The 23,766-nt window shown below is 64.5% G+C and carries 20 protein-coding genes and 3 pseudogenes; 13 read left to right on the forward strand and 10 right to left on the reverse strand.

The features are described from left to right. Nucleotides 1-106: 106 nt before the first annotated feature. The 5 genes from ACSKB8_RS13640 to ACSKB8_RS13660 all read left to right on the forward strand — a co-directional run bounded on the left by ACSKB8_RS13640 (nt 107) and on the right by ACSKB8_RS13660 (nt 4,517). The gene (locus ACSKB8_RS13640) at nt 107-406 is read left to right on the forward strand and encodes a putative quinol monooxygenase (protein ID WP_027553941.1); all 300 of its coding nucleotides are present in this window, start codon (nt 107-109) and stop codon (nt 404-406) included. A 12-nt stretch (nt 407-418) separates the two neighbouring features. Continuing rightward, nucleotides 419-1,048, forward strand: coding sequence for an urease accessory protein UreE (locus ACSKB8_RS13645; RefSeq protein WP_438104624.1), 630 nt, complete (start codon nt 419-421; stop codon nt 1,046-1,048). Then, entirely contained in the window at nt 1,029-1,757 is a 729-nt protein-coding gene (locus ACSKB8_RS13650; RefSeq protein WP_438110522.1) for an urease accessory protein UreF, read from the forward strand. The genes ACSKB8_RS13645 and ACSKB8_RS13650 overlap by 20 nt, the downstream gene beginning before the upstream one ends. Nucleotides 1,758-1,920: 163 nt before the next feature. Beyond that, nucleotides 1,921-2,544, forward strand: a complete 624-nt coding sequence (gene ureG / locus ACSKB8_RS13655; RefSeq protein WP_091881274.1) for an urease accessory protein UreG — start codon at nt 1,921-1,923, stop codon at nt 2,542-2,544. Between the two features lie 314 nt (nt 2,545-2,858). Then, nucleotides 2,859-4,517 (forward strand): CHASE domain-containing protein, encoded by a 1,659-nt coding sequence (locus tag ACSKB8_RS13660; RefSeq protein WP_438104626.1) that lies wholly within the window; start codon nt 2,859-2,861, stop codon nt 4,515-4,517. A 7-nt stretch (nt 4,518-4,524) separates the two neighbouring features. Here the strand turns inward: ACSKB8_RS13660 and ACSKB8_RS13665 are convergent, their stop codons facing one another. The 5 genes and pseudogenes from ACSKB8_RS13665 to ACSKB8_RS13685 all read right to left on the reverse strand — a co-directional run bounded on the left by ACSKB8_RS13665 (nt 4,525) and on the right by ACSKB8_RS13685 (nt 8,752). Further along, entirely contained in the window at nt 4,525-5,139 is a 615-nt protein-coding gene (locus tag ACSKB8_RS13665; protein WP_438104627.1) for a TetR/AcrR family transcriptional regulator, read from the reverse strand. A gap of 180 nt (nt 5,140-5,319) precedes the next feature. Beyond that, nucleotides 5,320-6,462, reverse strand: coding sequence for an OpgC domain-containing protein (locus tag ACSKB8_RS13670; RefSeq protein ID WP_438104629.1), 1,143 nt, complete (start codon nt 6,460-6,462; stop codon nt 5,320-5,322). Nucleotides 6,463-6,649: 187 nt separating this feature from the next. Beyond that, complete coding sequence (locus ACSKB8_RS13675) at nt 6,650-7,105, reverse strand: hypothetical protein (RefSeq protein WP_438104630.1); 456 nt, start codon at nt 7,103-7,105, stop codon at nt 6,650-6,652. A gap of 83 nt (nt 7,106-7,188) precedes the next feature. Beyond that, nucleotides 7,189-7,560 (reverse strand): DUF883 family protein, encoded by a 372-nt coding sequence (locus ACSKB8_RS13680; RefSeq protein ID WP_091882036.1) that lies wholly within the window; start codon nt 7,558-7,560, stop codon nt 7,189-7,191. 78 nt (nt 7,561-7,638) lie between these two features. Then, a pseudogene (locus tag ACSKB8_RS13685) lies at nt 7,639-8,752 on the reverse strand (AI-2E family transporter). Between the two features lie 211 nt (nt 8,753-8,963). Between ACSKB8_RS13685 and ACSKB8_RS13690 the strand changes: the two are divergent. Together ACSKB8_RS13690 and ACSKB8_RS13695 are read left to right on the forward strand one after the other, a co-directional pair. Beyond that, entirely contained in the window at nt 8,964-9,746 is a 783-nt protein-coding gene (locus ACSKB8_RS13690) for a L,D-transpeptidase (protein ID WP_438104632.1), read from the forward strand. A gap of 17 nt (nt 9,747-9,763) precedes the next feature. Next, nucleotides 9,764-10,405: a DUF2865 domain-containing protein gene (locus tag ACSKB8_RS13695; protein WP_438104633.1), complete on the forward strand. Its 642-nt coding sequence runs from the start codon at nt 9,764-9,766 to the stop codon at nt 10,403-10,405. A 165-nt stretch (nt 10,406-10,570) separates the two neighbouring features. Here ACSKB8_RS13695 and ACSKB8_RS13700 read toward each other — a convergent pair whose 3' ends face one another. Continuing rightward, nucleotides 10,571-12,664 carry a methyl-accepting chemotaxis protein gene (locus ACSKB8_RS13700; RefSeq protein WP_438104635.1) on the reverse strand — a complete coding sequence of 698 codons (2,094 nt, stop codon included), beginning with the start codon at nt 12,662-12,664 and terminating at the stop codon, nt 10,571-10,573. Between the two features lie 291 nt (nt 12,665-12,955). Here ACSKB8_RS13700 and ACSKB8_RS13705 point away from each other — a divergent pair, with 291 nt between their 5' ends. Beyond that, the gene (locus ACSKB8_RS13705; protein WP_008546817.1) at nt 12,956-13,111 is read left to right on the forward strand and encodes a Thivi_2564 family membrane protein; all 156 of its coding nucleotides are present in this window, start codon (nt 12,956-12,958) and stop codon (nt 13,109-13,111) included. 62 nt (nt 13,112-13,173) lie between these two features. On the opposite strand, the pseudogene ACSKB8_RS13710 reads toward ACSKB8_RS13705, so the two are convergent. The 4 genes and pseudogenes from ACSKB8_RS13710 to cysD form a co-directional block, all read right to left on the reverse strand. Continuing rightward, nucleotides 13,174-13,375, reverse strand: a pseudogene (locus tag ACSKB8_RS13710) (CsbD family protein). 93 nt (nt 13,376-13,468) lie between these two features. Continuing rightward, nucleotides 13,469-15,633: pseudogene (locus tag ACSKB8_RS13715) on the reverse strand (malate synthase G). A 415-nt stretch (nt 15,634-16,048) separates the two neighbouring features. Further along, nucleotides 16,049-17,965, reverse strand: a complete 1,917-nt coding sequence (gene cysC / locus ACSKB8_RS13720) for an adenylyl-sulfate kinase (protein WP_438104637.1) — start codon at nt 17,963-17,965, stop codon at nt 16,049-16,051. 22 nt (nt 17,966-17,987) lie between these two features. Next, a complete protein-coding gene (gene cysD, locus ACSKB8_RS13725; protein WP_091882044.1) occupies nt 17,988-18,782 on the reverse strand; it encodes a sulfate adenylyltransferase subunit CysD in 795 nt (264 codons plus the stop codon). Between the two features lie 244 nt (nt 18,783-19,026). Between cysD and cysG the strand changes: the two genes are divergently transcribed. The 5 genes from cysG to ACSKB8_RS13750 are packed head-to-tail and all read left to right on the forward strand — an operon-like array spanning nt 19,027 to nt 23,656. Then, nucleotides 19,027-20,451, forward strand: coding sequence for a siroheme synthase CysG (gene cysG / locus ACSKB8_RS13730; RefSeq protein WP_438104639.1), 1,425 nt, complete (start codon nt 19,027-19,029; stop codon nt 20,449-20,451). Then, nucleotides 20,448-20,765: a DUF2849 domain-containing protein gene (locus ACSKB8_RS13735; RefSeq protein ID WP_438104641.1), complete on the forward strand. Its 318-nt coding sequence runs from the start codon at nt 20,448-20,450 to the stop codon at nt 20,763-20,765. The genes cysG and ACSKB8_RS13735 overlap by 4 nt, the downstream gene beginning before the upstream one ends. Nucleotides 20,766-20,776: 11 nt before the next feature. Then, on the forward strand, nt 20,777-22,432 hold the full coding sequence (locus tag ACSKB8_RS13740; protein WP_438104643.1) for a nitrite/sulfite reductase: 1,656 nt from the start codon (nt 20,777-20,779) through the stop codon (nt 22,430-22,432). Beyond that, entirely contained in the window at nt 22,419-22,934 is a 516-nt protein-coding gene (locus tag ACSKB8_RS13745) for a DUF934 domain-containing protein (RefSeq protein ID WP_438104645.1), read from the forward strand. Before ACSKB8_RS13740 ends, ACSKB8_RS13745 begins: the two co-directional genes overlap by 14 nt. Then, nucleotides 22,931-23,656, forward strand: a complete 726-nt coding sequence (locus ACSKB8_RS13750; protein ID WP_438104646.1) for a phosphoadenylyl-sulfate reductase — start codon at nt 22,931-22,933, stop codon at nt 23,654-23,656. Before ACSKB8_RS13745 ends, ACSKB8_RS13750 begins: the two co-directional genes overlap by 4 nt. Nucleotides 23,657-23,766: the final 110 nt, after the last annotated feature.

The raw sequence follows: 23,766 nt of genomic DNA on the forward strand, positions 1-23,766 counted from the left end.
CCGCATCAAGTCCGGAGACAGCTTTTCCGGTGTTGCGTTCGATCCGGCCTGGTCTAATGTCCGGCCCGGTATCGTACCCTTAGAAGAAAAGCCGGGAGGATTTCTCGTGATCTATGTCGTTGCTACCTTGACCATCAAGCCCGAAACGCGCGCCGAATTCATTGCAGCTGCAACCGCCTGCATCAAGGAGACGCGGAAGGAGCCCGGCAATATCGCCTACGATTTGCACGAGAGCGTCACCGATCCCAGCAAGATGGTATTCGTCGAGCAGTGGGAGAATGCCGAGGCGCTGGTGCCGCACCGCGCCATGGAACACATGAAGACGTTCGGCCGCGTCGCGGTGAAATGCTTCACGGCGCCGCCGAAGATCGAGGTGATCACGCCCGAGAAGGTCGAGACACGGTAACGGAGTAGACGCATGATCCGGGCGACGCAGGTCAAGGGGCAGCACCGCTTCACGGAAGCACCCGTGGATACGGTCGTGCTCGATTTCGACGATCGGCACCGCCGTCGCATGGCAATGACGGGGACGCGGGGGCTCGAATTCCTGCTCGACCTGGAGCATGCCGTCGCGCTGCGCGGCGGCGATGCCCTGGTGCTGGAGGACGGCCGGCTGGTCGAGGTGGTGGCGGCACCCGAGCCGCTGCTGGAGATCCGCGGTCGCGATCCGCACCATCTCATCCGCGTTGGCTGGCATCTCGGCAACCGCCATCTGCCGACGCAGATCATGGCCAAAGCCTTGCGCATCCGCCGCGACCACGTCATCGAAGCCATGGTGAAGGGTCTCGGCGCCCGCGTGATCGAGATCGAGGCGCCGTTCGATCCCGAGGGCGGCGCCTATGCCGATGCCGGCCACGCGCATGGGCACGACGACCACGCGCATCACGATCACGGCCATCACGATCACCATGATCATCACGGTCATGATCACCACCATCATGGCCATGCCGCGCATGACCATGGTCACGATCATCACCATCACCACGACGAGCATTGCGACCATTCCGACCATCACCACGGCCACAAGCATGCTCATGACCACAAATGAGCCGGTCAGCCCCGCTGACCTCGCCGGGCGCGAGGCGGCGGCGCTGTACCGGTTGATGACCTGGCTGTCGCCGGCATTCCCTGTCGGCGGGTTCTCCTATTCCAGCGGCATCGAATGGGCGGTCGAGGCCGGCGATATCACCGACACCGCGACGCTGGCCGACTGGCTCGACGCGATGCTCGGCGACGGCTCGGGCTTTTGCGATGCGACGTTCCTGGTCCATGCCTATCGCGCCGCGGAAGCGGGCGAGACCACCGCTTTGAACGATATCGCCGAGCTCGCCGCCGCCTTCGTGCCGTCGCGCGAACGACAGCTGGAGACGACCTCGCAGGGCCGCGCCTTCATCGACATCGCCCGCGCCGCGTGGGATGCCGATGGCCTGGATGCCATGGTTGCGGCATGCCGCACGCCGCTGGTCTATCCCGTCGCGGTCGGCGTGGTCGCCGCGATGCATGGCGTGCCGTTGGCTTCGACACTCCACGCCTTCTTGCATGCGCTGGTCTCGAACTGGATTTCCGCGGCCAGCCGTCTCATTCCGCTCGGCCAGACCGACAGCCAGCGTGTGCTGGTGAGGCTGGAAGCCGCCGCCGCCGCGACCGCCAATCGTGCGCTGAATGCGACACTGGACGATCTCGGCAGCGCGACTTTCCGCGCCGATCTCGCCAGCCTAAGGCACGAGACACAATATACGCGGCTGTTCCGGTCGTGAGCACGTTGCGTCACACTCCGCCGTCGTCCCGGCGCAGGCCGGGACCCATAACCACGAATCTTCGTGGAGATGGAAGGATGCGGCCACAGCCCGTCCTATCAACCGGGTTCGGTGGCTATGGGTCCCGGCCTTCGCCGGGACGACGTTAGGAAGAGCGAGCGACATGTCGAAAACTCACGGCCCCTTGCGTGTCGGTGTCGGCGGCCCGGTCGGATCGGGCAAGACCGCGCTGATGGACCTGCTCTGCAAGACCATGCGCGCGCGCTATGACATCGCCGCGATCACCAACGACATCTACACCAAATGGGATGCGGAATACCTCGTGCGTTCGGGCTCGCTGACGCCGGACCGCATCGCGGGGGTCGAGACCGGCGGCTGCCCGCACACCGCAATTCGCGAGGACGCCTCGATGAATCTCGCCGCGGTGGCGGACATGCGCGCGAAATTCCCGGACCTCGATCTCGTGCTGATCGAGTCCGGCGGCGACAATCTGGCTGCCACTTTTTCCCCGGAGCTGGCCGACCTCACCATCTACGTCATCGACGTTGCCGCCGGCGACAAGATCCCATCCAAGGGCGGCCCGGGCATCACCCGGTCAGACCTTCTTGTCATCAACAAGATCGACCTGGCACCCCATGTCGGAGCCTCCCTGGAAAAGATGGAGACGGATGCCAAGCGCATGCGCGGCCAGCGCCCCTTCGTCATGACCAACCTGAAGAAGAGCCAGGGTCTCGATCGCATCGTCGGCTTCATCGAGACCAAGGGTGGCTTAAAACGGGACGCTTAAAACCGCGGGGCCCGACGGACGCGACGACTTAGCGCAGGCGTTTTTGCCCTAACACCCCGGGCAGGGCCGCAACCGCGGAACAAATTTCGGACAGGGCGATTAACTACCTCTTGGCCCCCAAGGGGCAAATCCGTGCGGCCGGACCATCGGCCGGACGGATTAAGCTTTTCAGCCGACCTACGTTGCGTACTGATGCCTCCTCCTCCATTATCTCCGCCACTGGGGGTTCACCCTGTTTCGGCACATGGCCGTTCGAGCGGCGTTCATATGCTCCATGTTTATTGCCGACCTCCTGCTTTCGCCTGAGTAGTCGCGTGGTCCGGCTGGGTTTCATCATTGGCTTCATCGCTCTGCTCGGAGCCCTGCTCTCCGGGCTTGCGGCCTATCGCGTTCACGATCAGGAGCTGGCGCTGGACCGAATCGCGCTCGCGCGTGCGATCGACGTTCACGCAAGCCTGGTCCAGGACCGCCTCACCGAGCGGGAGCTGCTCGCGCGTGTCGCCTCCGGCTTGTTCCGTGCGCCATCCGTGATCAAGCCGAACATGCTGGAGCCGCTGCGCTCGGCCATCTACGCCTTCAAGACCGACTTCGTGGTGGCCGGCTGGATCGCCCGGCTGAAGCCGAACGAGCTTACGGCGGCGCAGGCTGCCATTGCCGGCGCCGGCTTCCCCAATCCGCGGATCCGCATGTTTGACGACAAGCCGATCAATTCCGCCGATGTCACCCAGCCGATCGACGTGCTGATGGACCTTGAGCCGCGCAGCAACGAGACCAAGGCGCTGCCTGGCCGCAGCTACGATCAGGATCCGGTTCGCAGCGCCATGCTGACGCGTGCCCGGGTCGAGAAGCGGTCGATCGCCTCAGACCCGATTCCGCTGCTCCGCGGCAACGGCCCGATCGGCGTCATCGTGGCCGCGCCCGTCATTCCCGAAGGTGCAACGGAGCCGGCCGGGTTCGTCACATTTTCCTACGAGCTTGCTTCGCTGATGCTGACCAATGACGACATGTCGTTGTTCTCGGTCGCGCTCAGGGATCCGCGCAGGGACGGCGGCGAGCTCGTTGCCAACGACCAGGGCGTGGTCTCCACGCGTATGACGGCGGCGGACGGACTGGCGCCGTCGGCCATGCGCACGGTGAGCTTCGGTGGCCGTGACTGGCAGCTCGCCTATTACGCGAAGACCAATTCGGCGCGTCGTGCCGAGCAGACCGCCATCATCGTCGCGGCGATCGGCCTCGCCATCACCGCGATGGTGTGCGGCCTGTTCGGCTATGTCGCCTACAACAATCTGCGCCTCAGCCGGGAAATCCAGGTGCGGATCGGCTTCGAGCGCCGGCTCACCGCTGTCATCGACGAGCTCAACCACCGGGTCAAGAACATCTTGGCGGTGATCCAGTCGATCGTGACACGCACGCTGCGCCACGGCTCGGACATCGACGTCGCGCGCGAGCTGCTGATCGGCCGCATCCACGCCATGTCGAACGTGGTCTCGCTGCTCAGCGAGAGCCAGTGGCAGGGTGTCAAGCTGAAGGGCCTGTTCGAAGCGCGCGCCATCCCGCATGCCGATCGCATCGCCGTCACCGGTCCCGACATCGCGGTCAGCGCGCGCGCGGCGCAGAGCCTGTCGCTGCTGTTCTTCGAGCTCGCCTCGCATTCCGACGAAGGCCTGTCGCTGGTCGGCAAGCATCCGCACATCACCGCCAATTGGACGGTGACGGGCGAGGAGCCCGACGAGATTTTCAGTTTTCGCTGGGAGGAGTTCAACACCAGCGAGGCGACGCGCCGCCCCGATTCCGATTTCGGCCTGATCCTGCTCGACCGCGTCGCGCCCGAGGCGCTCGGCGGCACCGCCAAGCGCTACTTCACCGACGTCTCCTATGTCTACGAGCTGATCGCGCCGATGGAGACGGTGGTCGACATGACCGAGCGCGATCGGACCGACAAGATTTCGGCCCCGGTCAGGCCTGTGCGGTGATGCGAGGTCAGCCCTTCGGCCGCAGCACCAAATCGACCAGATTGCGCGCGTAAGCCGGCGTGATCGGTGCGATGCCGAAGACATAGCGGTAGAACAGGCCGCCATAGATCGCGTCGTAGAGATCCTCGGGCAGTCCCGCGGCCAGGATGCTGCCGTCCTTCTGGCCCGCCGCGATCATCTCGACCAGCGCGTCGCGGCGGAACTGCAGATAGCGGGCGTAGAACAGCTCGGCGGAGCCGGTCTTCGAAATGCATTCGGAGATCACGGCGAGCTGCACCTTGCCGAACTCGCCCCGGAGCGCCTCGGCATAGGCCGCGGCATGGCGGCGTGCACGCGCCGCGGGCGTTCCGGAGCTCACCGGCGGCAGCGGCAGCATCTGCGCGGCGTGGTGGAGAAAGGCGTCGATCAGAAGCGCCTCGCGGGACGGCCACCATTTGTAGATCGTCATCTTGGAGACGCTGGAGTGCCGCGCGACCGCGTCGATGGTGGTGGCGGCAAGGCCGGTGGTGGCCATCAGCGCATAGGCGCTTTCGAGAATGGCGTTGGTGGTCTCGATCGAACGCGGCCGGCCGCGCCGGGGCGCGCCGTCGTCCCCATCACCCTCGCTATTCGCCGTCACCACGTCCGGTCTCCTCGCAACCCGCTTCTGCTCCGCATAGCGCAGCCGCGGCCGCCGGCCTAGAGCATGATCCGGAAAAGTGTGTAGCGGTTTTCCGAAAAGATCATGCTCAAACAATAATCCAAAGTGCGATGACGATTCATCCTGATCTCACGCGCTTTAGGGGAATCGGATGCGCACCGGCTAGGCCTGCTGCCGCAAGGCGGCGGGCAGGTCCTGCCACTTCGACCAGGCGATGTAATAGGCGACCGCGGTCATCGCGGCGAAGCCGGCGAGGCTCACCACGACCTGCATCACCATCATATTGGGCCCGGTGATCAGGATGAGATGACCTGCAAAGGACAGGAATACGCCGACGCAGAACACAGCGAGCCATTCCTCGCCGCATCTGATGACCGCCTGTAGCGGCTTCAATTGCAGGCCGGGATGATCGGCCGGAATGAGATGGGTCGCGAGGAAGGCGAGCGCGAGGAAGTGAAGCACGCGATAAGGCGCGAGGTTTTCCTTGTCGGTCGGCGCGATGCCGTTGAGGAGGACGTCCGGCAGATAAGCGGAGAGCGCCGGTGAATGGCGCATCAGGGTGACGGCCATCGCGAAGATGAGATAGGTCCCGGCGAGGATCCGCAGCCAGGACATGCCGCGCAGCGCCCGCCCGGGCGCGCCCGTCACGGCGAACCAGCCGCCCAGCACCATCAGCATCTGCCAGCAGAGCGGATTGAAGGTCCACTCCTGGTCCGGATAGACCCGGAAATTCCAGTCGAACCAGCGTGCGGCAAGGTACAGCGCGACCGATGCCGCCAGCGTCACGTTCGGCCGCCGCAACAGGCCCCACAGCACAAGCGGAAAGAAGGCCATCAGCGGGACCATCAATTGCAGCAGGTCGAGGTTCAGCGGCTCCTCCTGGAGCACGAGACCGCGGATCAGGATGCGCAGCGGATGCTCGAGAATCCCAGAGATGTTGTATTCGTGGATGATTTCCGGTGCCATCGATTGCGAGGCGACATAGGCGATGGCGTCGATATAGATGACGAACAGGACGACGTAGGCGGCGTAGAGCCGCCAGACGCGTCGAAAGATGCGCGTCGCCGCGACGACGTAGCCGCGCTCCAGCGCCATCCGGCCGTGGATGATGGCGACGCCATAACCGGCCACGAACACGAACAAATCCGCGGCGCCGCTGAAGCCGAAGTTTCGCAGCGTCAGCAGGTTGACGACGTTGTTCGGGATGTGATCGACGAAAACCGACCAGTTGGCGATGCCGAGTGTCAAATACAGTCTGGCGTCGGGTTGAAATGCGGCGAGGTTCGCCTTGACGGACGGTTTCATCACGAAAAAACTTTTGGAATCAGGGGCGACGCTTTTAGCGGCAACCGCCTGCCCATCCGAGTAGCGTTTGCGTGATGGCGGGGGCATTCGTGCCGGATGGCGCAAAATTACGCGGGACCGCCCGGACCGATTTGCGATCGATGGATTCGGAGCACTTACGACGAAATTTTCTAACCCGCTCTGACCATTATTCTGCAGGTTCGGCCGACGTCTCGTCTGCTACGCCAGCCCGGCTCGCCATGATTCCGAGTGCGACCCCACCGATCGCGAGGATCGGCAACAGCCGCCTGACGCCGATGGCCCGCACGATCTGAAGTCCCGTAGCGAGCAGCATGGGGTCCGTAAGCATGCTCTGTGCCATCGACTTCGCGGCGCGCTCGGCCGCGATCTGGGCGCGCTTCTGCACCTCGCGCTTGTAGCCCCAATAGGTGCCGGCAGCGGTGAGCGTCAGCAGGAAGAAGATGCCGGCGCCGGCGAGGCAGGCCTGAACCGGACCATATTTCTCCAGGACCGAAATGAACGCCGCGGCGCAGAGGAAGCACGTGGTGATGAAGAGCGCGAATGCCGTGCCTGCGGCCAGCGAGGTCAGTCGCACAGTGGTGCCGGTGGATGCACTGATCCCGTCGATGATGCGCTGAAACATGGCCTTGCTCCTCAACAAGCCGAACCGCCACACGCCGGCATCGGGCGCGGCAGCGCCGCCGTCTCGAGATCCGTTCCGCAAACCTACCGCCGCCAGGCGGCGCCGATCAGGAAGCCGATGCCGAGGGCGAGCCCGACGGTCGCGAGCGGCCGCTGCGTGATGGCCTCTTCCAGCGTCTCCTCGATCGAACCGTAGGCGTCTTGCGCAGCCTCCATCATCGCGCTGCCGCGGTCGGACATGTCGTCCATCGCGGAATCCATGTTCTCGCGCGCCTGGCGATAGCCGCGGCGAGCCTGCCTGCTGGTGGAATTGGCGAAGGTATTGAGCGCGTCGGTGATCTGTTCGGTGAGGGCGGCGATATCGCTTTTCACGGCTGCTACATCCTTCTCGAGGCGTTCCCTGGTGGCTTTGTCGGTCCAGTCCTTCATCCCGGCTTCGGCATTGGTCGTGGACATCGGGAGCTCCAAACTGTTGACGGCTGAGATAGCCGGAGAACGTTTCGTGGTCGGGGAAGTTCCGTTCACGGAAACCGCTCAGGCCTGCGGCAACTGCGGCGAATCCGCCGGCAACAGATGCTCCTTGAGGATCAGGCCGACGATCAGGAGCGGCGACGACAGGAACGCGCCCATCGGGCCCCACATCCAGGTCCAGAATGCCAGCGCGAGCAGGACCGCAAGCGCATTCAGCGCCAGCCGCCGGCCGATGATGGTCGGGGTGATGAAGTGCCCTTCCAGGAAGGTGAGGCCGCCGAAGGCGAGCGCCGCCATCAGCGCGCCGCTGATGGTCGGGAAGGCGACCAGCCCCACCATGACCAGTACGGCGAACATCGCGATCGGCCCGATGATCGGAATGAAGTTGAGCGTTGCCGCAAGTGCGCCCAGGCCGGCCGGATTGGGCATGCCAGTGAGCGCGCAGATGAGGCCGGTGGCGACACCGACACCGACATTGATGATGGTGACGGTCAGGAGGTAACTGCCGAGATGGACCTCGATCTCGTTGAGAATACGCCAGTGTGCGCAGCCGCGCGTCGTGATTGCTGAAGTTCATGATCATCGCCCGCCGCAGGTCGCGCCAGCTTGCGATGAACAGAATGAGGGTGACGAAGAACAGCAGAAATTCAGTAAAGGTCGGCGACAAGAATTCCAGCGTCGGCTGCACCCACTCGATCTTCGGCAACTGGAAGCTGGGGAATTCCTCCGAGCCGCCGACCATGGCTTGCAGCTCGCGCCACAGCGCCAGTGGCCGGTCGAACACGTGCAGCTTGTCCTTCAGTTGCGCGCCGAGCTCCGGCAGGTGCGTGCTCCATTCCATCACAGGCGAGGCTATCAGCGCGACCGCGAACGCGACTACTGCCGTCCCGGCGATCACGATCAGGACGGCACCGAGCGCGCGGGGCACCTTGCATCGCTCGAGGAAGCTCGCCGCCGGCGACAGCATGGTGCCGATGACGAAGGCCATCACCACGGGCAGGAAGAACGCTTTTCCGACATAGAGCACGGTGACGACTGCAATCAGCAGGAGGCCTGCGAGTGCGAAAGCGACGAACTCGGTGCGGCGGATGACCGGTGGCAGCTCACTATGGCTGTCGGGAAGCGGTTCACCTTCGCTGTTGCCGGGAATCAGACGTTCGCTGGGAAGGACGCGCACAATATCTCTCCCGCACGCGCAACTCGCGATCCGCGCGCCCATCGACGATCCGACAACGTGCTGGCTGAGCAAGGGTTCCGTCGCGGCTTCGTGAAGACGCGCTCGCTTGACTGTGACGTCGCTGCCGCAGAGTTCGGCGGAACCTGAGTCGGCCCGGTCGCGTTTGTTGGCGACAGCATCACCCAGATGCACACATCCAACGGGGCAGCTCATGACAAGGTTCTCTCTCGTCCGCCGCTTCTCACCGCGCGCCGTCACTGCGTTTGCCTTCGCAAGCGCACTGCTCATCATGCCCTTTGGCGGCGCGCGTGCGCAAACCCTCGGCTTCGTGCCGATGCAGTCGCAGTCGTATCCACAGGACCAGGGCTATTCACAGGCTTATGGAAGCGAGGCACCGCAAGCCGCAGACGAGGACGCCCGGCTGCCCGATCGGCTGCGCAGGCAGATCGTCAGCTTCGACAGGAGCGAGCCGGCCGGCACCATCGTCATCGATACCAACAACACCTATCTCTACTACGTGCTCGGCCAGGGACGCGCGATCCGCTATGGCGTTGGTGTCGGCCGCGAGGGCTTCACCTGGGCGGGCGTTCAGAGCATCAGCCGCAAGGCCGAGTGGCCGGACTGGCATCCGCCGGCCAAAATGATCGCGCGCCAACCCTATCTGCCGCGCTTCGTGGCGGGCGGTCCGGGTAACCCGCTCGGTGCCCGTGCGATGTATCTCGGCTCGAGCGAATACCGCATCCACGGCACCAACGATCCCAGCACCATCGGCAAGTTCGTCTCGTCCGGCTGCATCCGCTTGACCAATGAGGACGTCATCGACCTGTTCGGCCGCGTCAATGTCGGGACGAAGGTCGTGGTGCTGCCAAAGAACGCGCCGCTGATGGCCAAGGGAAGCGACAAGGCAGGCGATTCCGTGCGCAAGCACCCGGCCATGACGACGCTGCCCTCGGGCCACCAGGCGCTGAACATCTCGGCGTCGTCGGTGAACTGAGAGTTGAGTGAGGCTACATGAAGAGACGTTCGATAGCTGGCGGTGCGGCGGCCGTGTTCACCATCATCTCTCTCGGCCTTGCGCTGACGCCCTCGGCGTATGCGGAGGACTTTTTCTCGGCGCTGTTCGGCGCGTTCGGCGTGCGGCCTCCCCAGATCCGGATGCCGTTCCCGAACGATGACATGCCGCGCTACGACATGCCGCGCCAGCGAGCCGCCTATGGTGGCGGCGCCGCCTATTGCGTGCGCGGATGCGACGGCCGCTATTTTCCGGCGCAAGGAACGGATGCCGAAAGCAAGGCGCAGTCCTGCAAGAGCTTCTGCCCGGCGTCCGAAACCTCGCTGGTCTATGGCAGCAATATCGACGATGCCACGACGGAGAACGGAAAGTCCTATTCCGATCTGCCGAACGCGTTCCGCTATCGCAACGAGATCGTCGCGGGCTGCACCTGCAACGGCAAGGATCCGGTCGGGCTCGCCCAGGTCAAGGTCGAGGACGACCCCACCTTGCGCAAGGGTGACATCGTCGCCGGCGCGGGCGGCCTGGTGGTCGCCACCCGCAACGCCAACGACCGCCGCGGCGTCGCGATGAATTTCTCGCCGCTGCCGGAATCCGTCCGCGCCAGATTCCGTCAGGTGCCGGTGGTGGCGAAGGAGTAGGGCGTAGCGCTCCCCCAACGTCGTCCTGGCGAAAGCCAGGACCCATTACCCCTAATGTAGCCCGGGCGGCACGCTGATAACCATCAGCCTGCCCATTTCAGAGGCCGGTGCTTATGGGTCCTGGCCTTCGCCAGGACGACACCGAATGTGTGGCGCCCGTGTGCCCTACGCCGCCCGGATCTTGCCCAGGAAATCGCTGACCTGCTGACCAAGCTGACGGCTCTGCGTCTCGAGCGTCTCCGAGGCCTGCTTGACGTTTTCGGCGGCACCGGCCGCGGTGTCGGCATCGGCCTTCACGCCGGTGATGTTGTCCGAGACGTTCTTGGTGCCCTGCGCCGCATATTGCGTGCTGCGGGTGATCTCCTGGGTCGCCGCACCCTGTTCCTGCACGGCGGCAGCGATGGCGGTGGCGACCTCGTTCACTTCGCCGATGATGCCGCCGATGGCCTGGATCGCGTTGATGGCGTCGCCCGCGACCTTCTGGATGTCGGCGATCTGCTCGGAGATTTCATCGGTCGCCTTCGCGGTCTGGCTCGCCAGTGACTTCACCTCCGATGCCACCACGGCAAATCCGCGCCCCGCTTCGCCGGCACGGGCGGCCTCGATCGTGGCATTGAGCGCGAGCAAATTGGTCTGCGCCGCGATGGTGTTGATCAGCCCGACCACCTCGCCGATGCGCCCCGCCGACTGCGCCAGCCCTTGCACCGTGCTGTCGGTTTCGCGCGCTTGGTTGACGGCGCGACTGGCGATGCCTGCGGCATGCGCGGCCTGCTGGCTGATGTCATTGATTGAAGCGGAGAGCTCCTCGGCCGCTGCCGCGACGCTCTCCACACTCGTAGAGGCATCGTTCGAGGCCTTGCCGGCGACCTCGACGCGTTCATTGGTCTGGCGCGATACCGCCGACAGATCGCCCGAGGTCTTGCGCATCTCGCCGGACGCCTCGCTCAACTCGCCCAGCGATTTGCGCACCACGCCCTCGAACTCGCCGACATAGGCCTCCATCGCACGCTGACGTGCGGCGGCGCCGGCGTTACGTTCGCGCTCCTGCGCCTCGATCTTGAGCTTGTCGATCGCCTGCTGCTTGAAGGTTTCGAGCGCGCCGGCAAGCGAGCCGATCTCGTCCTGGCGGTCGAGATAGCCGGGATCGACGGTGAGGTCGCCGCCAGCGACTTTGAGCATGGCGTCGCGGATCCTGTGCAGCGGCGTGATCACGCGGCGGCTGACCGCCAGCATGGCCGCGCCCGTGAACAAAATCGCGGCAATCAGCAGCACAAGCTGGGTCAGCAGCGATTGCAGCGCCTGCGCGCGCTGGCTGGTGGAATGGTCCCTGGCGACGCCAAGCGCGGTATCGGCGAGCTTGATCGCGCTCGCCATCCGGCCGACCGAGTAGGGGCTCCACTGATTGGCAGTCATCGACGCCTTCTCGCCCTTGGCGATTGCGGCGATGATGCCGTCGCGCGTGGTGAGATATTGCGGGTCGAAATAGAACGATTTGGTTTCCGCCACGGCCGCAGCCAGCGCCGGCGGCAATTGCATGCCCGATGCGGCGAGCTCGGTCGCGCTCCAGGCCGTCTCGGTGCCGCCGATCCATTTGGTGAAAGCGAGCTGGACCTCGGGCGAGATCTTGCCGCTGTTGAGCGCGTTGCCGACGATCAGCGAGGATTCACCCGCGTTGACGCGCAACAGCCAGGCCATCTGCTTGATCATCAGCAGTTGATCGATCATTGCGTCCTGATGATTGACGCTCGCGGCCAGCACGGGCGACAGCTTTTCGAGGATGGCCATCAGCCCGTCCTCGCTCTCGAGATACTCTTTGACAAGCGCCGCGCGACGCGATGCCCTGGGCTTGGCGACCTCAGTCCAGAACTCAGCCTGCTGCGCCAGCAGCGCCTTGTTCAGCCGGTCGAGATCGGCAACCACCGTCCTACCCTGAGGCAAGTCGATCAAGGGTAAAATCTCGATCGCACGTGCCAGGGCGGGCATCAGCTCGCCGCGGATGCCGCGGATGTATGTCTCGATTTCCTTGTCCATCTGGATGTCGGAGGTCAGCTGACGACTGCTGGTCGAGCGGTCGGAGCGGAGGTTCGCCATCGCCTTGAACACATCGGCGGAGGCCGCTGCTACCGCGACGATCCGGTTGGCCTGCTGAAGCCGGATCCACGAATTCCATGCGCTGATCGAGAAGCCGATCACGACGACGAGTGCGGTGGACAGGATCACCGCTTTCAGCAACGTGGATACGGTCAGGCGGTTGAGCATCGGATCCCCCGGTACGCGTTTCGAAGTTCGTGGCCCCCAACGGCAGCCCCCTACGAACTTCGAACGACCAAAGGGATGCGCGCAGCAAAGGCGCCGGCCGGTGGCACGCGCCTGAAGCGCATTTGGCCTCAAAAGGGTAAAAACTTAGACAGTGATGCTGCCGTAAAATTACGGAGGTCTTTGCTGCTTCGAGCAAATACGAGAAATTGCAAGGGGTTGCAGGGGCGGAACCCGCGCGCCTTACGGGCGTTAGGGACAAGGCAGCAATTTGCCTGAAGGGGGGTCCTAGCGATGCTGGTCGGCGTACTCGTCACCTTTCTCGTCGTTATTCTCGTACTTTATCTCATCAACATGTTGCCGATGGACGGCCGCGCCAAGCAGATCGCGCGCGTGATCGTCATCATCATCGGCATCGTGTCGCTCCTGAAATATCTTGCGGTGTTTTAGCGGATCTACGGCCATTCCAACAAACAAGCCCCGGCCTGGGCCGGGGCTTGTTTCGTGTTGCCTCAATGCAGCGACTTGAGCCAGTCGTCGAACGTCCTGACGAACCTGGTCCTTGGCCTTGCCGTAACGTTCCTGGAGTCGGCCCTCGAGCTGCTCGCGACGCCCCTCGATCAATCGGAGGTCGTCGTCAGTGAGCTTGCCCCATTTCTCCTTGGCCGAGCCCTTGAACTGCTTCCAGTTTCCTTCGATGCGATTCCAGTCCATGACCATCTCCATCGCGTTGATGGCCTACAACGCAAGCGGCGCGCAGCCGTTCCGCTGCGCGCCGCGACGTTTCGCCGTTCGAACTGAGGCTATTTAACCCGCTGCCTTCGCCTCGCGGCGGCGGGCGGTGAGGATGTACTCGGTGTAGCCGTTCGGCTGCTCGCGGCCCTTGAAGATGAGGTCGCAGGCCGCCTTGAAGGCGACGCCGTCGAAGGCGGGCGCCATCGGCTTGTAGATTGGATCGCCCGCGTTCTGCTTGTCGACGACGGCGGCCATGCGCTTCAGGGACTCCATCACCTGCGCTTCGGTGATGACGCCCTGGTGCAGCCAGTTGGCGAGATGCTGGCTGGAGATGCGTAAAGTAGCGCGGTCTTCCATCAGGCCGACATCGTGGATGTCGGGCACCTTCGAGCAGCCAACGCCCTGATCGATCCAGCGCACGACATAGCCGAGGATGCCCTGGCAGTTGTTGTCGATCTCCTGCCTGACGTCGTCAGGCGCCCAGTTCGACTTCGACACCGGGATGGTGAGGATGTCCGAGAGCTTTGCGCGCGGTCCGCCCTTGGTCAGTTCCTCTTGGCGCGCGATGACGTTGACCTGGTGGTAGTGCAGCGCGTGCAGCGTCGCGGCGGTCGGCGAGGGCACCCAGGCGGTGGTGGCGCCGGCCTGCGGATGGCTAAGCTTCTGCGCCAGCATGTCCGCCATCTTGTCAGGCGCGGCCCACATGCCCTTGCCGATCTGGGCGTGCCCGGGAAGGCCGTCGATCAGGCCCATGTCGACGTTCCAGTCCTCATAGGCCTTGATCCAGGCCTGCGCCTTCATCTCGTTCTTGCGGATCATCGGGCCCGCTTCCATCGAGGTGTGGATCTCGTCGCCGGTGCGGTCGAGGAAGCCGGTGTTGATGAACATGATGCGCTTGGAGGCGCGCTGGATGCAGGCCTTGAGGTTGACGGTGGTGCGCCGCTCCTCGTCCATGATACCGACCTTGAGCGTGTTCTCGGGCAAGCCCAGCAACTTCTCCACGCGGTCGAAGATCTCGCAGGTCAGCGACACCTCGTCGGGGCCGTGCATCTTCGGCTTGACGATATAGGCAGATCCCGTGCGGCTATTCTTGACCTTGGAATTGCCCTTGAGGTCGTGAATGGCGAGCAGGCCCGACACGGCGGCGTCTAACAGGCCCTCGGGAATCTCCTCGCCCTTCTCGTCCAGCACCGCGTCGGTGAACATGTGGTGACCGCAATTGCGCATCAGGAGCAGGCTGCGGCCGTGCAGCTTGAGCTCGCTTTTGCCATCCGGCGTCTTGTAGCTGCGGTCGGCGTTCAGCGAGCGCGTCAGCGTCTTGCCGCCCTTCTCGAAATCGGCCGACAGCGTGCCGTTCATCAGGCCGAGCGTGTTGCGGTAGACCAGCACCTTGTCCTCGGCATCGACTGCGGCGACGGAGTCCTCCATGTCGAGGATGGTGGAGACCGCGGCCTCCATGATCATGTCGGCGACGCCGGCCGGATCGTCCTTCCCGATCGCGCTGCTGCGGTCGATCTTGACCTCGACATGTAGGCCGTTGTTGACGAGCAGCACGGCGGACGGAGCGGCCGCATCGCCCTGGAAGCCCGCGAACTGCGCCGCGTTCTTCAGCGCGGTGGCATTGCCGCTCTTCAGCTTCACCGCGAGCTGGCCCGCGACGACGCTATAGGCGGTGACGTCGGTGTGGCTGCCGGTCGCCAGCGGCACGGCGGTATCGAGGAATGCCTTGGCCTTGGCGATCACCTTGTCGCCGCGCGCCTTGTTGTAGCCCTTGCCGCTCTCGGAAGGATCATGCGGAATGGCGTCGGTGCCGTAGAAGGCGTCGTAGAGCGAGCCCCAGCGCGCATTCGCCGCATTCAGCGCATAGCGCGCATTGGTGAGCGGCACGACGAGCTGCGGGCCGCAGATCTTGCCGATCTCCTCGTCGACATTGGCCGTCTCGACCTTCTGCGTCGCCGGCTCCGGGACGAGATAGCCGATCTCCTTCAGGAAGGCGGTATAGGCGTTGAGGTCGAACGCCTTGCCCTTGTTGGCGCGGTGCCAATCGTCGATCTTGGCCTGCAGCGTGTCGCGGAATGCGAGCAACGACCGGTTCTTCGGCCCAGCTCCTTGATGATGCCGGCAAGCCCGGCCCAGAACGCATCCGGCGCGATCCCTGTTTTCGGGGCCGCTTCCTTGGCGATGAAATCGAACAGGACGGGAGCGATCTTCAATCCGTGGGCATCGACGCGTTTCATGATGGGCTTTCTTGTTGGAAATGGCTGTTTTTGGCTGCTTTTGACCCGACAGCAGCAAAATGCGCCCATAGGAGGCGGCTTTCGGGGGCCTGTTCGCCCCAAAATCAAGGCCGTGAGAAGACCCCTAGGGGGTTGTCAAAATGTCAAGATAGGCCGGCGGGCGGGCGGGGGCCGCACCTAGACGTCAAATGCCAAGCAATGGGCGCGATCTCTCCCCGGCGTCGTCCCGGCCTAGCGCGCAATTGCGCGCGGGGGCCGGGACCCATAACCACAGCGAGAAATTTGGCGAAGATTCGTCAGTTCGGGACTCGCACCTCATCCCACCGAAAGATCACGCGGTATGGGTTCCGGCCCCCGCGCGCAATTGCGCGCTAGGCCGGGACGACACCGATGATGTGGCGCGATGGTCGGCGACTCAAATATTCGCGGCGAGGTCCACGACTTCGTCGAACAGCACGCCGGTGGTCTTCAGCATGCGCTCGATCTCGTCGGCGGCATCGGCGACGGTCCGTGCCGACGTATCGATCACGAGCTCGGCCGCCTGCGGCGCCTCGTAGTCGTTGCCGATGCCGGTGAACGAGGTGAGTGCGCCGGCGCGGGCCTTCTTGTAGTGGCCCTTGGGGTCGCGCTCCTCGCACACGCCCGCAGGCGTCGCGACATGGATTTCGCGGAACGCAGTGTCGGCGATCCGGCGCGCAGTGGCGCGGTCCTCGCGCGCCGGCGAGACCGCGGCGACGATGGCGATGTGGCCGTTGCGGGCGAGGTGCGTCGCGACTTCCGCAAGGCGGCGGATGTTCTCGCTGCGATCACTGGCGGTGAAGCCGAGATCGCTGTTGAGCCCGGCGCGCAGCGTGTCGCCGTCGAGCAGGATCGGCGAGCCGCCATTGGTGAACAGCCGTCGCTCCAGCGCCTTGGCCAAGGTCGACTTGCCGGAGGCGGGCAGACCCGTGAGCCAGACCACGGCACCGTTGTGGCGGTAGCGCGCGGAGCGCTCGTCAGAGCGCAGCGCCGATTCCACCGGCACGATGTCGACCGGCACGGCGCGCTGACCGGCATCAACCGACAGCACGAGGCCGCCGCCGGCGATGCGCCCGGACACCTCGATCACGAGACGTCCGGTGCGCGGGTTCTCGGTGTAGGGATCCGTTGCGATCGGATTCGAAAGCGAAATGTCGATCTCGCCGACATGGTTGCGGCCGATCGCCTTGTTCTCGCTGCTTTCGAGCTCGCCGGGATCGACCGCCTTCTCGATCGCCACCACGGTGGCGCGGCTTTCCTTCGGCCCGCAGCGGACCAGGAGCTGATCGCCCTTGGCGAGCGGCTTGTCGTGCAGCCAGAAGATGCGCGCGCGCAGACGGCGCGTCTCGCGCGGTGCGGTGCCGGCATGCGCGATGATGTCGCCGCGCTCGATGAACAATTCGCGGTCGAGCGTGATGCCGACCGAGCGGCCGGCGCCCTGCCGGCCCGCGACCGGTGTCACCGGCCAGCTCTCGACCGTCTTGATCTTGGCGATCTTGCCGGCCGGCATGATCACGATCTCGTCGCCCGCAATCAGGCTGCCGGATTCGATGCGGCCCGCGACGATGCGGCGGTCGTCGAACTTGTAGATCGCCTGCACCGGCAGCCGCAGCGCCAGCGTCTCCAGCGGCCGCGCCGGCTCGAGGGCGTCGAGCGCTTCGACCACCGTCGGGCCCTTGTACCAGCCGATCCGGTCGGTGCGCTGCGCGACGCCGTCGCCGTCGCGCGCGGAAATCGGGATCACGGCCGTGGGCCTCACGCCGAGGCCGTTGAGATGCGCCGAGATCTCGTCGCTGATGTCCTTGAAGCGCTCAGCGGAGAAATCGACGCGGTCCATCTTGTTGACGACGACCGCAACCTGCTTCACGCCCAAGAGATGCAGCAGATAGCCGTGCCGCCTCGTCTGGTCGCGCACGCCTTCGAGCGCGTCGATGATCAGCACCGCGCCGTCGGCCTGCGAGGCGCCGGTGATCATGTTGCGCAGGAATTCCGCATGGCCGGGTGCATCGATCAGCACGATGTCGCGCGAATTGGTGCGGAAGCGGATCTGCGTGGTGTCGATGGTGATGCCCTGGTCGCGCTCGGTCTGGAGTGCGTCGAGCAGGAACGACCATTCGAACGGCATGCCGCGCCGTGCGCTGACGGCCTTGAGCATTTCGAGCTTGCCGTCGGGCAGGCTGCCGGTCTCGTGCAGGAGGCGGCCGACCAGCGTCGACTTGCCGTGGTCGACATGGCCGACGATGACGATGCGCACTTGCGGACGCGTGGTGCCATTCGGAGTGGCCGGCGAAGCCGTGGTGACGATCATGTTCATGCGACGCTCGCGTCCTTGGGAGTCAGAGATAGCCGGCGACGCGCAGGCGCTCGAAAGCGTCCTCGGTCTCGTGGTCGAGCGCGCGCCCGGCGCGCTCCGGCACTTTGGTCTGTTCGAGCTCGATCAGGATTTCGTCGATGCTGACGGCGGTCGAAGCGACCGGATTGGTGATGTCCTGATCGCCCAGCGAGCGATAGCGCTTGCCGTCCTTGGCGAGGTACAGCGGAATGATCGGGATGTTCTCGCGCTTGGTGTAGGCCCAGATGTCGGCCTCGGTCCAATGCAGGATCGGGTGGATGCGCAAATGCGCGCCTTGCGGCGGCGAGGCATTGAAATGATCCCAGAACTCCGGCGGCTGATCGCGCACGTCCCAATTGCCTTCCAGTCCGCGCGGCGAGAACACGCGCTCCTTGGCGCGCGTCGCCTCCTCATCGCGGCGAATGCCGGCGATCAGGCCGTCAAAGCCATACTTGGCGAGCGCCATCTTGAGACCTTCGGTCTTGCGCGCGGCGGAACGCGCGGCCGGCGGCAATGTCGGATCGACGGCATCGATCGGCGGGCAGGGCTCGACGCGCAAATCGAGGTCCCACTCTTTGCCGTAATGATCGCGGAAGCGATACATCTCCGAAAACTTCTTGCCGGTGTCGACATGAAGGGCCGGGAACGGCATCTTGCCGAAGAAGGCTTTCCGCGCCAGCCAGATCATCACGTTGGAGTCCTTGCCGAGCGACCACAGCAGGGCGATCTTCTTCAGCCGTGCGAAGGCCTCGCGGAAGATGTAGATGCTCTGCGCCTCGAGCTGGTCGAGATGATCCATGCTTGGGGCAAGCTCGGCAGAAAATTCTTGCGCGCGCACGCGTTCAGCCAGTGCCGGATTGCTCAGTCGATCAGCAGCGGAATCGTCCTTGAGAAGATGCATCTCTGCCACTTTGCGTTTGGAGGCGAAAATTCTATAGTTGCAGTGCGGAAGAGAAGAAAAAATTTTCTCTTTGCGCGCTCGAAACGAGACATATATAGAAAATAATTCCAGTCAACCCCGTTTGTGGGGAAGCGGGTATCACATGCGGTTCTTGCCGGTGTTTCTCGATATCAAGACCGGTCCGGTGGTCCTCATCGGCGCGGGTGAGCTTTTGCGCGCCAAGCTGCGCGTGCTCGCTGCTGCCGGCGCGCGCATCCGCGTGCATGCGATCGATGGCGATCATGATCTGAGCCTCAGCTCCGAGGACGCCGCACGCGTTGAATTCGCATCTGATGATCCGCTGGCAGCCGATCTCTCCGGCGTCATCGCTGTCGTCTGCGCGGGTGCGGGTGATGTCGGTGTCGCGATGTCGGTTCGCGCCAAGGCGTTGGGCCTGCCCGTCAACGTGATGGACGATCTCGAACATTCCAGCTTCATCTTCCCGGCGATCGTCGATCGCGGCGATGTCGTGGTTGCGGTCGGCACCGGCGGCACCTCGCCGGTGGTGGCGCGGCGCGTGCGCGAGAAGATCGAGGCGCTGCTGCCGGCCCGCATCGGCGAGCTCGCCGAATTCATCGGCGGCTTCCGCAAATCCATCAACGAGCGCATCGCCGAATTTCCGCTGCGTCGCCGCTTCTGGGAGCGCGTCATCGACGGGCCGATCGGCGCTGCCGTGCTCGCCGATCGCAAGAGCGAAGCGGATGCGGCGCTCAAGGCTATTGCTGATCCCTCCGCCTTCGCGCGCGCCGACAAGCCGGAAGGCTCGGTCGCGCTGGTCGGCGCCGGGCCCGGCGATCCCGATCTCCTCACCATCAAGGCGCTGCGCGCGCTGCAGGATGCCGATATCGTCTTTCATGACGAGTTGGTCTCGCCCGAAATTCTCGACCGCATCCGCCGCGATACCACGCGCGTTGCCGTCGGCCGCCGTGTCGGCAAGCCCGGCATCGGCCAGGATGCCATCAACAAGCGCATGATCGAGGCCGCGCAATCCGGCCAGCGCGTGGTGCGGCTGAAAGGCGGCGATCCCTTCGTGTTCGGCCGCGGCGGCGAAGAGATGGAAGCCTTGCGTGCCGCCGGCATCGCCTATTCGATCATTCCCGGTATCACGGCAGGTATCGGCGGTGCCGCCGATTTCGAAGTGCCGCTCACCTACCGTCATGAAGCAACCCGCATCACCTTCCTCACTGCGCACAAGGCGCGCGATGCGGAAGTCGTGGACTGGTCGACGCTGACCGACACCAAGATGACCGTCGTCGTCTACATGGGCACGACCGCCGCGCCCGCCATACGCGCCGGCCTCTTCGCTGCCGGCCGTTCGCCGGAAACCCCGGTCGGGGTGTTCGCCCGCGTCACGCGCCCCGATGCGCAAGGCGCGATCGGCACGCTCCGCGACCTGCCCGAGCTCGTGCGGCGGACCAATGGCGGTCCTGCCATTCTCATCATCGGCGAGGTGGTCCGGCATGCCGGCTCGCTTCGCCGCCAAACTCCCAACCTAATCATCTCTGACCTCCTGGATGCAGCCGAATGACCTCCCCGCTTGAACAGAAGAAGATCAAAATCGCCGGCCCCTCGGTCGTGACCGCCAACCGCACCTGGGACGGCATCGTGGTCTATCGCACCGCCGTCAAGGGCTGGTCCGCGGACCTGTCGGAAGCCGCGATCGTGCGCAACTCCGACGAGGCGAAGGCGTTGCTTGCTGAGTCCGTCGCCGATGACGTCGGCGCGATCGGTCCCTATATCGCGCCGGTGCAGATCGGTGCGGACGGCAAGGTCCAGCCCGGCAATCTGCGCGAACAGATCCGCCGCACCGGCGTCACCATCGGACAGCCGGCCCAGGTTTAAGGCGCTTTCTTATGTATGCTTACGACGAAATCGACCGCACGCTCGTCAACGAGCGCGTCTCGGAGTTCCGCGACCAGGTGAAGCGGCGCCTCTCCGGCGAGCTCACCGAGGACGAGTTCAAGATCCTGCGGCTCCAGAACGGCGTCTATCTGCAGCTGCACGCCTACATGTTCCGGGTCGCGATCCCCTACGGCACGTTGGCGACCAACCAGCTGCGGGCGCTCGCTCATGTCGCGCGCAAATATGACCGCGGCTATGGCCATTTCACCACGCGGCAGAACATCCAGTTCAACTGGATCAAGCTCGCCGAGCTGCCGGATGCGCTGGCCGATCTCGCCAAGGTCGGCATCCACGCGATGCAGACCTCCGGCAACAACATGCGCAACGTCACCTCGGACCAGTGGGCCGGCGTCGCGCCCGGTGAGATCGAGGATCCCCGCATCTGGTCGGAGCTGATCCGCCAGCACACCACGCTGCATCCGGAATTCTCGTTCCTGCCGCGCAAGTTCAAGATCGCGATCACCGCGTCCGATCACGACCGCGCCGCGATCAAGATCCACGACATCGGCCTCCGGCTGATCAAGAATGAGAAGGGCGAGACCGGCTTCGAAGTGCTGGTCGGAGGTGGCCTCGGCCGCACGCCGTTCATCGCCAAGACCATCAAGCACTTCGTGCATGGCCGCGACATCCTCAGCTATATCGAGGCGATCCTGCGCGTCTACAATCAGTACGGCCGCCGCGACAACATCTACAAGGCGCGCATCAAAATCCTGGTGCACGAGCTCGGCATCGAAAAATTCTCCCGCGAGGTCGAGGACGAGTGGCAGCACATCCGCAGTTCCTCGCTCCAGATCGACGACGAGGTGATCGAGGACATCCGTTCGCGCTTCACCTATCCCGCCTACGAGAAGCTGCCGCACATGCCGGACGAGCTGCGGCAGGCCGCGGCCGATCCGGATTTCGAGGCGTGGCGCAAGAACTCGGTGGCCCCGCACAAGGTGCAGGGCTATTCGATCGTCACGATCTCGCTGAAGCCGACCGGTGGGCCTCCGGGTGATGCTACCGCTGAGCAGATGGACGCGCTGGCCGACCTCGCCGACAAATATTCCTTCGGCGAGATTCGCGTCGGCCACGAGCAGAACCTGGCGCTGCCGCACGTTGCCAAGCGCGACCTGCCGGCGCTCTGGAAAGCGCTCGACAAGCTTGGGCTGGCGACGCCCAACGTCAATCTGATCACCGACATCATCGCCTGCCCGGGTCTCGACTATTGCTCGCTGGCGAATGCGCGCTCGATCCCGATTGCGCAGGAGCTGACGCGGCGGTTCGCCAATCACGAGCTCGCCAACCTGATCGGCCGTCTTCACATCAACATCTCCGGCTGCATCAATGCCTGTGGCCATCACCATGTCGGCCACATCGGCATTCTCGGCGTCGAGAAGAATGGCGAGGAGGTCTACCAGATCACCATCGGCGGCCGCGCCGACGAGAACGCAGCGCTCGGCACCCTGATCGGCCCGGGCGTGAAGTTCGACGAGGTCGCCGACGTCGTCGAGGACATCGTGGAAGCTTATCTGGCGCTGCGCGAGCGGCCCGAAGAGCTGTTCATGGACACGGTGAAACGCCTCGGCGTCGAACCCTTCAAGGAGCGCGTCTATGCCACTCGTTAACGGCGGAAAGATCGTCGACGACAGCTTCGTCAAGCTTGCCGTCGATACGCCGCTGCCCGAGAGCGGCGACATCCTGGTGCCGGCCGAACGTTTCCTCGGTGAGGCGGAAGGCCTGCTCAAGCGCGCCGGCAAGGTCGGCGTGATCTGGCCCAACAATCGCGACATCGCCGAGCTCGTGCCCTATCTCGGCAAGGTCGCCACGGTCGCGCTGGTGTTTCCGACTTTCCGCGACGGCCGTGCCTACAGCCAGGCCCGGCTGCTGCGCGAGCGCTACAATTACCGCGGCGAATTGCGTGCCACCGGCCAGGTGCTGCGCGACCAGTTCGTATTCATGCTGCGCGCCGGCTTCGATGCCTTCGAGGTCAAAAAGCAGGCCGACGCGGAAGCCTTCATGCAGACCGCCAAGCGCTATTCGGTGTTCTACCAGCCGACCGGCGACGGCCGCATCACGGCGCTGCACCGGCGCATGCAGTTGCGCCATTCCGAAGGTGTCGGCACGTGAACGCGATCGCGCCTCAGGTTTCGTCCATCTCTGCGCTGCCCCCGGCGGACGAGCTCGATCGGAGCTTACGCGATGCCTCGCCCGCGGAGGTCATCGCCGCGGCGCTGAGGACGGTCGGCCGCGACAAGCTCGCGCTGGTGTCGTCCTTCGGTACGGAATCGGCGACGCTGCTCAAGGTGATGGCGGACGTCGACCCGGCGATCCCGGTGATCTTTCTCGACACTGGCTGGTTGTTCGAAGAGACGCTCGCCTATCGCGACACTTTGATCGCGACGCTGGGCCTGAAGGACGTCCGTTCGATCAAGCCGGCCGAGGAAACACTATCGCGCGACGATCCCGACCGCGACCTCTGGTTCTCCGATCCCGACGCCTGCCGCCGCATCCGCAAGGTGGAGCCGCTGGCGCGTGCGCTCAAGCCGTTCTCTGCCTGGCTCAACGGCCGCAAGCGTTTCCAGGGCAACGCACGCGCCGACATTCCGGTCGTCGAGGACGACGGCGCACGGTTGAAGTTCAATCCCTTCGCCAATGTCTCGCGCGAGGAACTCGAGGCAATGTTCGTCCGCGCCAAATTGCCGCGTCACCCTCTTGTCGCCTCCGGTTTCCTGTCGGTTGGGTGTATGCCTTGCACGAGCAGAACGGCCGAAGGCGAGGACTCTCGCGCCGGTCGCTGGCGCGGCCGGGCCAAGACAGAATGCGGCATTCACACGATGAAGGCTTCGTAGCACGGTTACGCTGCCACGCTGCGAACAAGAAAATCCGGTTCCGTTGACTTAAGAGCGTTTCGACCCGAGTTATGCCTGCACGCCTTCGCTGACACCGACGTCACCGAAGT

The organism is Bradyrhizobium sp. BR 1432 (assembly GCF_051547705.1).
GTDB lineage: Bacteria > Pseudomonadota > Alphaproteobacteria > Rhizobiales > Xanthobacteraceae > Bradyrhizobium > Bradyrhizobium zhanjiangense.

Excerpts from the sequence above, each read along its gene's own strand:
- ACSKB8_RS13645 (WP_438104624.1), top strand. The coding sequence starts at position 419 with ATGATCCGGGCGACGCAGGTCAAGGGGCAGCACCGCTTCACGGAAGCA.
- ACSKB8_RS13650 (WP_438110522.1), top strand. The coding sequence starts at position 1,029 with ATGCTCATGACCACAAATGAGCCGGTCAGCCCCGCTGACCTCGCCGGG.
- ureG (WP_091881274.1), top strand. The coding sequence starts at position 1,921 with ATGTCGAAAACTCACGGCCCCTTGCGTGTCGGTGTCGGCGGCCCGGTC.
- ACSKB8_RS13670 (WP_438104629.1), bottom strand. The coding sequence starts at position 6,462 with ATGAAACCGTCCGTCAAGGCGAACCTCGCCGCATTTCAACCCGACGCC.
- ACSKB8_RS13675 (WP_438104630.1), bottom strand. The coding sequence starts at position 7,105 with ATGTTTCAGCGCATCATCGACGGGATCAGTGCATCCACCGGCACCACT.
- ACSKB8_RS13680 (WP_091882036.1), bottom strand. The coding sequence starts at position 7,560 with ATGTCCACGACCAATGCCGAAGCCGGGATGAAGGACTGGACCGACAAA.
- ACSKB8_RS13690 (WP_438104632.1), top strand. The coding sequence starts at position 8,964 with ATGACAAGGTTCTCTCTCGTCCGCCGCTTCTCACCGCGCGCCGTCACT.
- ACSKB8_RS13695 (WP_438104633.1), top strand. The coding sequence starts at position 9,764 with ATGAAGAGACGTTCGATAGCTGGCGGTGCGGCGGCCGTGTTCACCATC.
- ACSKB8_RS13700 (WP_438104635.1), bottom strand. The coding sequence starts at position 12,664 with ATGCTCAACCGCCTGACCGTATCCACGTTGCTGAAAGCGGTGATCCTG.
- ACSKB8_RS13705 (WP_008546817.1), top strand. The coding sequence starts at position 12,956 with ATGCTGGTCGGCGTACTCGTCACCTTTCTCGTCGTTATTCTCGTACTT.
- cysC (WP_438104637.1), bottom strand. The coding sequence starts at position 17,965 with ATGAACATGATCGTCACCACGGCTTCGCCGGCCACTCCGAATGGCACC.
- cysD (WP_091882044.1), bottom strand. The coding sequence starts at position 18,782 with ATGGATCATCTCGACCAGCTCGAGGCGCAGAGCATCTACATCTTCCGC.
- cysG (WP_438104639.1), top strand. The coding sequence starts at position 19,027 with ATGCGGTTCTTGCCGGTGTTTCTCGATATCAAGACCGGTCCGGTGGTC.
- ACSKB8_RS13735 (WP_438104641.1), top strand. The coding sequence starts at position 20,448 with ATGACCTCCCCGCTTGAACAGAAGAAGATCAAAATCGCCGGCCCCTCG.
- ACSKB8_RS13740 (WP_438104643.1), top strand. The coding sequence starts at position 20,777 with ATGTATGCTTACGACGAAATCGACCGCACGCTCGTCAACGAGCGCGTC.
- ACSKB8_RS13745 (WP_438104645.1), top strand. The coding sequence starts at position 22,419 with ATGCCACTCGTTAACGGCGGAAAGATCGTCGACGACAGCTTCGTCAAG.